We start from the raw sequence: 12706 nt of genomic DNA, 5'->3' as shown, positions 1-12706 counted from the left end.
AATGACAGCTATTTTCGATTTAGTTCCAGTGAGCTTTAGATCTAAAATTTCAACGTTATTTGTATCGGTTGATATTAATTAAATGACATAAATTTAACATTTATCTATTTTAAGATTTTGATTTTGTTCACAGTTCCTTAAGGCGCTGAGAACGGCTGTATTTTGGAGAAAAAATGAAAACTATTAATTATCACGCAGCATACGCGGCTGCTTGCGCACTTATTTCAACATCTACATGGGCTGAAAGCCCAACACTGACGAACCCTGCTATTAGCGCAGTGCTTGATGGTTATTATCAAAATACCGAACGGCCTATGTCCGAGCGAGTTGAAGGTTTTGGCTTAGGGCATACAGAACTTGCGCTGAGTGCCAATATCGATGATATGTTTTACGGTAAACTAACGGCCGTTGTTGAATCGCACGAAGGTGAAACTGAGTTAGGTCTTGAAGAGGGGTTTATTCAAACATTGGCTATGCCTGGTGGTTTTTCAATCCGCGCAGGTCGTTTTTTATCTGATGTAGGTTATCTTAATAACCAGCATGTTCACACAGATTCATTTTCCGATAGACCTGCAGCGTACCGTGCTTTTTTAGGCAGTCATTATTTTGATGATGGTGTTCGTTTAAATTATGTCGCAGCAACAGATCTTTATTTAGCTATGGGTATTGAAGCCTTTAAGGGCGACAGTATGCGTGCAGCCGATGAACATAATGAACGTGAGTATAAAGAACTTGGTGTTTATACCGCTTATACTAAGTTTGGTGGTGATATTGGTGCAAATGGTTCATGGCTTGCTGGCTTGAGTTATATGCGTAATGAGAACGGTCGCTTGACTGCTGATGAGCATGAAAGCGATGAACATGAAAGTGAAGAGCATGAGCATAGTCATAGTGCACAATATACCGGTGAGAATACCTATATTGCTGACTTTGTTTATAAGTGGGCGCCAAATGGGAACTATAAATATCAACATCTTACTTTGAGTGGTGAGTATTTTAAAGTCACAGATTTTACGCCATTACAAGGAAGTGGTGAAGCTAATTTAGGCACCCAAAATGTTGATGATCAGCAAGGTTGGTACTTAAGTGGTGTATACCAATTATCACCTAATTGGTCTACGGGCTTACGTTATGGTGAAGTCGATACTCAAGAAATGCACGGTGATCACTTTCATCCTCAAAAGCTAGAAGAGACTGAATTAAGTTTAGCTTGGCATAACAGTCATTTTTCAACGGTTCGTCTGCAATATACTAATCAAAAAGGAACCAATTTTGACGGCATTGAGGATGATAATGTCTTCACTCTTCAATATGTAATGACTCTGGGGGCTCACGGTGCACATCAATTCTAACTTAGTTAAAGTCGCGGCACTTGCGTTAAGCATGGGCTACTCAAGCTTGGCTAACGCTGGACTTAACATTTTTGCTTGTGAGCCTGAATATGCGGCGTTGGTGAAAGAATTAGCACCTGATGCTAAAATTTATTCGGCAACAACAGCGCTGCAAGATCCTCATCAAGTCCAGGCAAGACCTAGTTTAATTGCTAAGATGCGCCAAGCGGATCTTGCTGTTTGTGCTGGTGCAGATCTAGAAGTTGGTTGGTTGCCTATGCTGCAAATGAAGTCATCTAATGCCAATGTCCGCTCTACAGATCATGGGTTATTTTTTGCAGCAGAACATGTTGATACTCTAGATAAGCTTGAATCTGTTGATCGCAGTATGGGTGATGTACATGCCCTAGGTAATCCACATTTGCATTTTTCTCCATATAGAATGTTAGAGGTGGCAAAAGCTTTGACAGTTAAGCTTATCTCTCTTGATCCTGATTCACAGGATCAATATCAAGCAGCATTGAAGGTGTTTAGTCATAAGTGGTCTCTAGCCATTCCTGATTGGGAAGCTAAAGCTGCATCGCTAAAAGGAAAAAAAGTCATAGCATACCATTCTAGTTTTCGTTATCTATTTGACTGGATTGGTATGGAACAGGTTGGTGATTTAGAGCCTAAACCTGGCTTGCCACCAAGTAGTAGTCATCTTGCTAGCTTACTTAAACGCACAGCTACAGGAGATGTAATGGCGATTATTGTTGCATCTTACCAGAGTGAAAGAGGTGCGAATTGGCTAGGGGAGCGAGCAAACTTGCCTGTAAAGGTTCTGCCTATGTCAGTAGGTGGAAACGAGCAGAGTCAAGATTTGTTTAGCCTATACGATAGTGTGATTGATTTGCTGCTTAAAATTTAACCTAGCTGGTTATCATATCTAACTAAGGTACCAAGTCTTCTTGGTACCTATTTTCTATTAAAGAAAGAGTATTAATTATGTTTGATACTGACTTGCTCTCTATTTTACTTCCAGCTTTAGTTGCTGGGATTTTAGTCTTGTCGACTCATGTTCTCTTGGGTCAACAAGTATTAAAACGCGGTATTATTTTTATTGATCTGGCGATTGCTCAAGTTGCTGCTTTAGGTGCAATTGTGGCTCATCTTAATCATGATATTGAGCACCTAGCATTTTCTCATGTATGGATGCCTGCATTATTTGCGCTTGCTGGAGCGGGCTTTATTGCCTGGTTGTCAAAACGAATGGCTGATGAGCTCGAAGCTATTATCGGCTGCTTCTATGTATTAGCGGCAGTGACAGCCATGTTGATGTTGTCTAATGATCCTCATGGTGCTGAGATGTTGAAGCAGTTGATGTCAGGACAAATACTTTGGGTTAATTGGTCTCAATTGATATTGCCCACAGTTGTTTCTATTTGTATTTTGGGTTTAATTTACTGTAAACCTGCTTTACTTGATGGCAGTGGCTTTTACATCATGTTTGCGTTGGTTATTACACTATCTGTTGAGTTAGTGGGGGTTTATTTAGTATTTAGTACTTTGATATTGCCCGCATTGGCAGTTAACAAACACAAAATGAAGCATAAATTGCCAGCAGCTTATCTGATTGGCTTGGTGGGTTATATCTCTGGATTGCTTATCTCTGCTAGCTTCGATCTTCCTAGTGGCGCTGCCATTGTTGCAACATTAGCGATAAGTACTATCTTATTCAGATTGCTGTTTGGTAATACAATACTGACTTTCAAAAGGTGATCAAGATAAATTTAATTCAGAATTAAACCAGAGTTAATCTTTCTCAGCTAGACTCTCTACTGCTTGGGTCAATGCATTCAGGCTACAAGTGTATTGCTAAGCTAATATTTATGGCTTGGTATAAAACATTTTATTGAGTAGTATCATCTTGCTGGCTATACTGTTGCCACAGGTACCAAGGGAGTCAGCTGTGCTTATAATCCTAAGAACGTTAGTTTTGGCAGTTATGCTACTGTTAGCATTTGTTTTTTGTAGTCTTTTTTGTATATTTAGACCTAAGCATCGTGACAATGTACACATGTTAGCTAAAGTTTTCTCCTATGCTGCGCCTGTCGTGGGTATTAAGGTTATTGTGCGTAAGCCTAGTATAGCGACAACTGAGCCTTGTGTATTTTTGGCTAATCACCAAAATAATTTTGATATGTTTACTCACACAGCTGCAGTGCCTAAAGGTACGGTTAGTTTAGGTAAAAAAAGTTTGGCTTGGGTTCCCTTTTTTGGTCAAATTTACTGGCTGTCTGGCAATATACTCATCGATAGAAAAAATCGAAATAGAGCTTTTGAAACCATGACGCAAGCTGCCAAAAAAATTAAAGACAAGTGTCTTTCTATCTGGATATTTCCAGAAGGTACTCGATCTCGTGGTAAAGGATTATTACCCTTTAAATCTGGAGCATTTCATACTGCAATAGAAGCAGGGGTTGCTATGGTGCCTGTGTTGGCATCTAATCAAGGGCATATTAAGCTAAATCGTTGGAATAACGGTGTGGTGATTATCGAAATGATGGAACCAATAGAAACCAAGGGCTTGGCTAAATCTCAAGTGAAAGAGTTGTCAAAACGTATTCACGTGATGATGTCGACGAGATTGACTCAGCTGGATCAAGAAGCTTCGGCTTTAATGGCAAAGTAATTCGATATTATGCATATTCAGCCTCCATTTGATGGGGGCTTTTTTGTTCCTAGGTTTGAAGTCGCTTACCTTGGGTGTATAATCTTTAAAGTTTATTTACTGGGAGTTGTTCATGTCAATCGATCGTTTAATTAAGGCACAGCAAGAAGAAAATCAGCAAATAGTAGCGGCTATCTTAAATGATGGTTCAAATGCTACTGCTGAGTATACAATTGAACATCATTTCTCATCGAATAATTTTGATCGTTTAGAAAAAACAGCCGTTGACGCATTTAAACTTGGTTTTGAGGTGAGTGATGCAGAAGAAATGGAACTTGATGATGGTTCTGTTATTTTTTGTTTTGATGCTGTTGCGCATCATTTACTCAATGTCGACTTACTTGATAAAGCGTGCGAAGCATTATTGCACCTAGCAGCTAAACAGAAAGTTGATTATGACGGTTGGGGGACTTATTTCATCGATGAAAATGGTGAAGAAATCCATGAGGATGACCTTGAAGAGGACGACTTCGAAGAGAGTGATAAGCAGCCTCTTCATTAATATTACTTGAGATAACCTATAAAAATACTCATGGATATGGGTATTTTTAACTTTACTGGTGAAAGCAAAATGACAGAAAGTTATTTTTGTTTATGAGTAACACATTTATTTCGCCCTGACTCCTTGGCATTGTACAAAGCTTCATCGGCTAAATTGAGCCATTGGGCACTATTTTCAATTCCATCCTGTATGTCGCATATCCCTATACTGACAGTCACATTAATAGATTGTCCCTCATGAACTAAAGCCGTTTCTTCAATCTTTTTTCTCAATCGTTCTGCAAATACAAGAGAGTCTGCTGCAGATGTTTTTGCTAGCACGACCGAGAACTCTTCTCCACCATAGCGACCTGCACTGTCGGTTTCGCGTAAAGATTGTTTTAAAAGCGCTGAAATATGCTGAATAACTTTGTCCCCTATTGTGTGACCGTAGTTATCATTAACCTTTTTAAAGTCGTCAATATCGAACATCACTAAAGTTGTCTCATCGCCATAGCGTTTATGTCTATCGAATTCTTTTTGCATGCATTCTTGCCAGTATCGACGATTGTTAAGTTGAGTTAGACCATCGATTTGACTTAAGTATTCTAAGCGTTCATTCGCTGCGTTAATTTGCAATTTATTAACGGCAACATCAGTGACATCATAGATGATCATACTGATATGCGTTACCTGGCCTGTTAGTGAGGAGAGTGGCAGTAAGGTGACATTTTGATACATGAAATCGGCACGGCCGGTAATAGGTCGATAGTTTTTAAATTTAAAGATATAAGGACGTTGTTCCCAGCTGATAAAAGCTCGATTTTTAAGGAGAAATACCGATTCCATTTTCTGTTTTAACCAAGCTGCTGGAAGGTCGTTAAATGTAGTGAAAAGATTCTCCCCTTTGATTGCGTTGGGTTCAACGCCACTATGATCTTCCATAAAACCATTCCAAAGTTGGATATCAAAGTTCTTATCAAGAACGACTAAGCCGACTTCGATTGTTTGTACCATGTCGATTAGCCAGTGGAGTTCGTTCATTGCATTTTGGTCATGTGACATAAACAGATCCAACTTAATCTATCAGGTAAGCGAGCTTAAAATTAAGCGTCGGTAACGAGTCTTCAGTAAACAGAAGGAGAAGATCGCACTGAATATCATGACCTTCAATTCGATAGTTAATTTCCATTGCTAACGTTCGGGACCATTTCTCTGAATTATCATTGATGAGATCGTTGATTGTACAGTGTCGACCCAGCACGATAGGGTGACCTTGGCTGAATCTCATGTGGAGTTGCTCAGAGATCCCGTTTAAGAAAGCACCGATTAATACATTCCCTGTATCTATCATTACCTCCATTTCAGTGTTTGTGTCTTCTGGGTGTTCTAGTCCCATCAGTTTTGCCATATCTTTAAAAGAGGAGTCATGAAATAAGAGTAAGGCTTCTCCGGCGATACCGGCACCAATAAACCCTTGGCAGAGGGCAGAGACTTTATCTTCAGTGGCTTTTAATGTCATGGTTAGCTCACTAACTTCAAGAACATTGACATTAGGAATAGGTAAAAGAACGAAAACATCCAGTAGTTTAGCCAGCAAATCAGCCGCTTGTCCCATTGCAATGTTAGCTATTTCTTGACAAGCATCACGTAGATCAACCTTAATCATCGGGCTATCGACTATTTCTTCATCTAAGGTTTCGGTTAATATCCCATATTCTTGGAGTATATTACTGATGGATTCTGCACTGACAGGTTTTTGGATGAAATCTAGTGCACCTAGGGCTTTGACTCTTTCGTGTGCTTTGGTTTGAATATCGCCAGAGACGACGATAACGAGTGCGGGTAAATCTTCTTTCTGAATACTTTCTAAAACTTCATACCCATCCATTACAGGCATATTGAGGTCAAGGAAAACAATTTCTCCTTTACCTGCTTTTATCGCTGCAATACCTTCAGCACCATTATTGGCAAAGGTAATATCGACTACCCACCCTTTGGGAAGTGTTCTCGCCATTTGCTTTCTGGCAAGCGAAGAATCATCGCATATGAGTACTGGGATTGGCATTTTTCTTTTATCATCCTAATCTGCCCATATATTCAAAGATAACACTTATTAGTAAACTCGCCCGCCAATCGTTGAAAAAAGATGGCAGTATTTTTTGTTTTTTTCAGGTGGTATTCACATTTAATTTCATAAGTCGTCTTTTGTTAGCGATGATATCACCAGAAAAACTGAGGCAAAGCAGTCATTTTGTAGCATAGGGTAATTTTATTTATACATGGGCTCTAGTTAGATAAATAGCGTAAGTATGATAACCTGATTTCTGGACTGACCAGTTTGGAGGGAGAAATATGATGCGACAGGAGTTTGTTCAATTTGAGAAAAATAATGGGATTGCGTATGTAACGTTAGTACAGCCTAAAAAATATAATGCACTTAACTTTCAAATGTTTAAAGAGCTAGATAGTATTATTTATAGTTTGAGAAGAGATCGTACCATCAAAATCGTGATTTTATCAGGCTCTGGAGGTAATTTTAGTTCGGGTTTGGATGTAAAAAGTGTGATGAGTTCGCCATTACACGCTATTCGTTTGCTCTTTAAGTGGTTACCGGGAAATGCCAATTTAGCTCAGAGGGTTTCCTGTGGCTGGCGCGATTTGCCTATACCAGTTATTGCAGTGATCGAAGGTTGTTGTTTTGGTGGAGGCATGCAGATAGCACTTGGTGCAGATATGCGCATTGCATCTCCCGATGCTAAATTATCAATCATGGAAGCCAAGTGGGGGCTCGTGCCTGATATGGCAGGATTAATATCACTTCGGGAGCTAGTAGGTAAAGATCAAGCGATGTTATTAACGATGACAGCTAAAGTGTTATCTGCTCAAGAGTCACTTGAGAAAGGCTTACTTACTGAAATTTCAGAGCAGCCTATGAAGCGAGCAAAAGAGATGGCAAGTGAAATAAGTCAGACTTCTCCAGATGCGAATGCTGCAATTAAGATGAGCATTAACAAGAGCTGGACTGCTAGCGTCAGACGTTTATTATCGCGAGAATCCATCAGTCAAATTAGATTAATTATGGGCAAGAATCGACTGATTGCCGCTAAACGAAATCATCAAGATCACAAAGAGATTAAGGTCAAGGCTGACTATCAAGATAGGCAGTCCGGTTGGTGACTATCTCTATTCATCATTATAATACGTAAGATCACATCTTTTTTATCTCATTGTGTTGGAGAAGAGAATAAGCTTTAAAATTTGGGGGGTGATTTTACTATTGACCGAGTTGACTAATGAGAACTTTTTTTGAGCGTATATTGTGGGGTAGCAGGTACTCGGTAATGCTAGGAGTATTATCATGTATTGTTGCTGCATTTGTTATCTTTCTTATGGGCTTGAAAGACGTACTCTACATGTTAGATCTCATCTGGACTTATGTATTGACAGGGGGGCATGAAGTACGAAACACATTAGTGATGGTGGTTGTCGAGATTTTAGACACTTTTCTCCTTGGAGCTATATTATTGATTTTTGCTTTTGGACTGTATGAACTTTTTATTAATAATCTGGCAGCAGCAGAAAAAAGTAAAGTGGGTGGTAAAATTTTAGTCATAAGCAGTATTGACTCTCTTAAAAGTAAGCTAGGTAAAGTGATTTTGATGATGTTGATCATCAAGCTATTTTCTTATTTTATCGAAATGAAGCCTCAGAGTATGATAGAACTGCTTTATATGGGATTAATTATCGTGTTTGTTGCGTTGGCTTTGATGTTAACGAAAGACAATAAGTAACCCAATTTAATGCAGTTAAACATGTGTGTTTTAGCTCTGTTGTAGAACAAGCCGGTTATCGAAAGGTTTGCTGATTTTTTTTAATTCGGATAAGCCTTGTTAATTCTATGAGAAAACCCTTCGATTAAATCTAAACAGGTTTGCCAAGCCTCTAGGTGATTAAGGTTAAGCTGCATAAGTTGTTGGCTATAGCGGTAAGGCTCATTTGGAGGGGAGAGTATACGTCGACTCGTGATGGTTTTCTGGGAAGCAAGATGACCATCTGGAGACTGAATATCAAGCACAGGAATATCGAGTTTTGCCAGTAATGTAGATAAGGCTTGATTCTCTGAGCTTGTTGTCATAAAAGGGTTAATGATAACCAAAATATCTGGTTTTGGTAGTAGATTTTTACTTAGGATTGAAATCATAAATCCTGCACCTTGGTTGGTGGCGATCAGGAGTTTTTTACCTGGGTAAGGACTTGCTATATCATTTAATTTCCCCATGGTTGCCACGATAAAGGCTTCTTGTTTTTCTCGGATCTTCATCCATTGTTTTTGTGAAAATTGCTGAGTACGTTCAGTGTTAATTTGTGTATTGTCGAGTTGTCCTACTTTTGGGATCTCTGCTGCAGCGGTTGAAAAATTAGGTGTTGGTATCTTATTCGGTGGTGTAAGGGCTATGCTAGTCCAACCAGTATGTGGTAGCTGCCGTCTTAAAAATGCTTGGAGACCGGCAGAATCTGCACTCATACCAGGATTTGATAATAGGGTTGCTGTGCCGAGTTCTTTTTTACCTACCCAGCTTTTTAGTAAGACTTCAGACTGCTGTTTTCCCACTTCGATGGTAATGACCTCTTCTGGTGGAAGGTAATGATATTTAAGTTTATTACTTGCTGGATCTGCAGCCCAGCAGCTCATGTTTAATATGTTGTAAGTGCATGCGGCTATTAAAAAATATACTGGAAAGTGTAAGTACCTGACTTTGTGAATATTCATAGAAAAGCTTCTTATATGAATCAACTTATGTCTTGCTCAAGTATAATACCAATTACCTTAAATAGGATTCATTTCTATAAAGTTCAAACGTGATAAATAATGAAAATTAAATAACTTAATGGATCTGGTTTGATTGGTATAAATTGTAGGTAAAAAAACGCTTCTTAGTGATGTAACTAAGAAGCGTGATATAAATGATTTGAATCGATTTTAAGCGTGGCTGACCAAAATTAAGCGTATGGCATCAAGTTGCAATACGGCTGCATCGAGATACGTGGTAAGCTCTGCCATTTGTTGTTGTATGTGTGCTAATTCTTCATCACGAATATTGGGGTTAACAGCTTTTAATGCCTGCAAGCGATCGAGTTCACCTGTGAGCTGGGACGTCATTTTAGTTCGAGCAGCATTAGCTAATAGTGTTAATTGGCCTGAGGCTATCTCTTCTCCTTTAGCCAGTAACGGGTGTAGTACGCTTTGTGATGCATTAACCAGTTTACTGGCAATGTGACGATTGACAGCACTGAGTTGTTTGTTAAAGCTATCATAGCTGACATTATCGGCTAAGTTATTGCCGTTTTTATCCAGTAACACTCGCATTGGTGTTGGCGGTAAATATCGGTACAGTTGACTTGATTTAGGTGCAGAAGCATCAGCCATGTAAATGAGCTCAAGGAAGAGAGTGCCAGCAGGTAGAGACTTGTTTTTCAATACTGCGACACTTGTTGTCCCTGTTTCTGATGACGTGATCAGATCTAACCCTGTTTGCACTATCGGATGCTCTTGAGTGATAAGCGCAATATCGTCTCGTGACAGTGCAATGTCTCTGTTGAAGGTGACGGTTATTCCATCTTCAGGTAAACCTGGATAAGTTGGGAACATCATATGTTCACTTGGGCGCAATATGATAGCATTTTCACCACTGTCTTCTTGCTCTACTCCAATAATGTCCCATAGCCTGATAACAGAACCAATTAGGTTGGTATCTTCATCACGTTCAGCTAATGCTTTCACGAGTTTATTTGCTTTTTCACCGCCGTGAGAGTTGATCTCAAGTAGCTTATCGCGTCCTTGTTCCATAACAGATTTGAGTTCTGTATAACGAGTTTGCGTTTCAATTAATACTTGATCTAAAGCTTCTTTATCTTGGTTTATTAAAATATTAAGAAGCTGTTCAGAAAACTCGTTAAAGAGAATATGTCCACTTGGACAGGTGTGCTCAAAAGCATTAAGACCTAAGTGATACCACTGCATTAGTGATTCTTGTGCAGTATCTTGTAAATAAGGAACATGTATCTCTACATCACTATTTTGCCCGATACGATCTAGGCGGCCAATACGTTGCTCTAAGAGATCTGGATTTAATGGTAAATCAAATAAAATCAATTGACTAGCAAATTGAAAGTTACGACCTTCAGACCCAATTTCGCTACAGATAAGTGCTTGTGCACCCCCTGTTTCTTGTGCGAAGTAAGCTCCTGCTTTATCACGTTCGATAATGGACATGCCTTCGTGAAAGACGGTGGCTTGTATACCTTCTCGGGTACGTAATGCTTCCTCTAAACTCAGCGCGGTTTCAGCTTGGCTGGCGATAATGAGTACTTTCTTTCTACGATTTTCTTTTAAAAAATCGATTAACCAATCAACCCTTGGATCAAATTTCCACCAGCTAGCACTTGTGCTTTCAAAGTCTTGATATATTTTTTCTGGGCTTAGCGCTTGTTTTACCTTGCCAGCGGTGTCTAAGTGGCTATTCATCATAGCTCCCACACGTGCTGCGGTGACATATTGTGCTGGCATTTTCTGCGGGTGGGCGTTGAAGATCCGTGTTGGAAACCCCTTTACTGAAGCACGGCTATTACGGTACAAAATACGACCCGTTCCATGTCGGTCGAGTAAATCCTGTAACAGTGCATCGCGCGTATTGTGTTGCTGATCGATATCACCATCACTGGCTTGAATTAAGTCTATGCTGTTACTGATATCTTTTTCAGGTAATAGTGTTTTGAGACTATTTATTATGTCTTGTGCGAGTGGCTTATTACTGGTGAGCGCATCTGTGATACTGGCCACATCGGCATAATTTGCTTCCTCTTTAAGAAAGGTTTCATAATCATAAAAGCGATCAGGATCAAGTAGTCGCAAGCGTGCAAAGTGACTTTGATGGCCTAATTGGTCTGGTGTTGCTGTTAATAGTAAAACACCTGGGATCACTTCACTTAATGCTTCAACTGTACGGTAAGCACGACTAGGCGCGCCTTCAGCCCACTCTAAGTGATGCGCTTCATCAACGACCATGAGATCCCAGTCGGCATCTAATGCTTGTTCTAACCGCTTCTTTTTACGTAGTAATTCCAAAGAGCAAATAACCAGCTGTTCTGTGTAGAAAGGGTTATCGTTGTCCGCATAAGCTTCGATACATCTGTCTTCATCAAATACAGAGAATTTTAAATTAAAACGACGTAGCATCTCCACCAACCATTGATGGCGTAGCGTGTCCGGTACAATCACTAAAATACGTTCAGCGCGGCCCGTGAGCAGTTGCTGATGTATGATAAGGCCAGCTTCAATGGTTTTACCGAGCCCGACTTCATCGGCAAGTAAAACACGAGGTGCAAACCGTTGCCCGACTTCATGTGCTATCCATTGTTGATGTGGAATAAGACCAACTCTAGGGCCTTGTAGACCAAGTAGATCGGAAGTGGCTAATTTATTTCTTAGTTGCTGACATTGATAGCGAACCCCAAAGCGTTCAAGGCGGTCTATTTGGCCAGCAAACAATCTATCTTGAGGTTTATTGAACCGGATATTGTGGTTGAGTAGTGTTTCCCTTAATGAGACTTGCTCACCAGTCTCATTATGAATCCCATGATAGATAACAAGATTATCTTTCTCTTCAACCTCACTAACGGTCAAACTCCAGCCTTCATGGCTTTCAGCTTTATCACCCTGATTAAAAATAACACGCGTTAATGGCGCATCAGCTCTAGAGAACAAACGGTTCTCATCAGTTGCTGGAAACATTACGGTGACCATACGGCCTTCCACAGCGACGACTGTGCCTAAACCCAGTTCAGATTCGGTGTCACTTATCCAGCGTTGGCCTAAGAAAAAGGGCATTACTTATATTCTCATTTACAGGGGAAATCACGGAGGGAGCGCATTTTATAACATTAAGCGCATTTATGTCGAATGCTAAATCTTAGTTGGGTGAGTTTTTATGGATTTAAAATAATGGCTGTTTAATTAAACTAATTCTGTATTATTTTACCTCGATTGTAGCTAAAAAGTTCTTTTTTGGTTTTTATTGCTTATACAAAGTTGCAACTAAGTGGTTGAAGCTATACTGCAATAGTGTCAGTATGGATTTAGATGATAGGCATTTTTATCATTTATTTGATGTGTAACAGG

Annotated in this window: 11 protein-coding genes; 7 read left to right on the top strand and 4 right to left on the bottom strand. The window is 39.7% G+C overall.

The genetic code is table 11. From position 1 onward, the window contains the following. Window positions 1-173 precede the first annotated feature (173 nt). From HQQ94_RS22010 to rraB, 5 genes are all read left to right on the top strand, one after another. Entirely contained in the window at window positions 174-1352 is a 1179-nt protein-coding gene (locus HQQ94_RS22010) for a hypothetical protein (RefSeq protein WP_173296416.1), read from the top strand. After that, window positions 1336-2241, top strand: a complete 906-nt coding sequence (locus HQQ94_RS22005) for a metal ABC transporter solute-binding protein, Zn/Mn family (RefSeq protein WP_173296415.1) — start codon at window positions 1336-1338, stop codon at window positions 2239-2241. The genes HQQ94_RS22010 and HQQ94_RS22005 overlap by 17 nt, the downstream gene beginning before the upstream one ends. A gap of 77 nt (window positions 2242-2318) precedes the next feature. Then, complete coding sequence (locus HQQ94_RS22000) at window positions 2319-3092, top strand: metal ABC transporter permease (RefSeq protein ID WP_173296414.1); 774 nt, start codon at window positions 2319-2321, stop codon at window positions 3090-3092. 190 nt (window positions 3093-3282) lie between these two features. Then, window positions 3283-4005, top strand: a complete 723-nt coding sequence (locus HQQ94_RS21995; RefSeq protein ID WP_173296413.1) for a 1-acylglycerol-3-phosphate O-acyltransferase — start codon at window positions 3283-3285, stop codon at window positions 4003-4005. A 112-nt stretch (window positions 4006-4117) separates the two neighbouring features. After that, complete coding sequence (gene rraB, locus HQQ94_RS21990; protein WP_173296412.1) at window positions 4118-4546, top strand: ribonuclease E inhibitor RraB; 429 nt, start codon at window positions 4118-4120, stop codon at window positions 4544-4546. An 80-nt stretch (window positions 4547-4626) separates the two neighbouring features. On the opposite strand, the gene HQQ94_RS21985 is transcribed toward rraB, so the two are convergent. Next, entirely contained in the window at window positions 4627-5589 is a 963-nt protein-coding gene (locus tag HQQ94_RS21985) for a sensor domain-containing diguanylate cyclase (protein ID WP_173296411.1), read from the bottom strand. A 13-nt stretch (window positions 5590-5602) separates the two neighbouring features. Beyond that, window positions 5603-6592, bottom strand: coding sequence for a response regulator (locus tag HQQ94_RS21980; RefSeq protein ID WP_173296410.1), 990 nt, complete (start codon window positions 6590-6592; stop codon window positions 5603-5605). Between the two features lie 290 nt (window positions 6593-6882). Between HQQ94_RS21980 and HQQ94_RS21975 the strand changes: the two genes are divergently transcribed. Together HQQ94_RS21975 and HQQ94_RS21970 are read left to right on the top strand one after the other, a co-directional pair. Continuing rightward, window positions 6883-7704: a crotonase/enoyl-CoA hydratase family protein gene (locus HQQ94_RS21975; RefSeq protein WP_173296772.1), complete on the top strand. Its 822-nt coding sequence runs from the start codon at window positions 6883-6885 to the stop codon at window positions 7702-7704. A gap of 116 nt (window positions 7705-7820) precedes the next feature. Next, window positions 7821-8318: a YqhA family protein gene (locus HQQ94_RS21970; RefSeq protein WP_173296409.1), complete on the top strand. Its 498-nt coding sequence runs from the start codon at window positions 7821-7823 to the stop codon at window positions 8316-8318. 80 nt (window positions 8319-8398) lie between these two features. Here HQQ94_RS21970 and HQQ94_RS21965 read toward each other — a convergent pair whose 3' ends face one another. Together HQQ94_RS21965 and rapA are read right to left on the bottom strand one after the other, a co-directional pair. Next, window positions 8399-9298 carry a DUF3530 family protein gene (locus HQQ94_RS21965; RefSeq protein ID WP_254304127.1) on the bottom strand — a complete coding sequence of 300 codons (900 nt, stop codon included), beginning with the start codon at window positions 9296-9298 and terminating at the stop codon, window positions 8399-8401. Window positions 9299-9508: 210 nt separating this feature from the next. Continuing rightward, the gene (gene rapA / locus HQQ94_RS21960; protein ID WP_173296408.1) at window positions 9509-12415 is read right to left on the bottom strand and encodes an RNA polymerase-associated protein RapA; all 2907 of its coding nucleotides are present in this window, start codon (window positions 12413-12415) and stop codon (window positions 9509-9511) included. Window positions 12416-12706: the final 291 nt, after the last annotated feature.

The sequence above is a fragment of the Shewanella sp. VB17 genome, from assembly GCF_013248905.1.
GTDB lineage: Bacteria > Pseudomonadota > Gammaproteobacteria > Enterobacterales > Shewanellaceae > Shewanella.
This window is presented reverse-complemented; position numbering and strand designations above follow the sequence as displayed.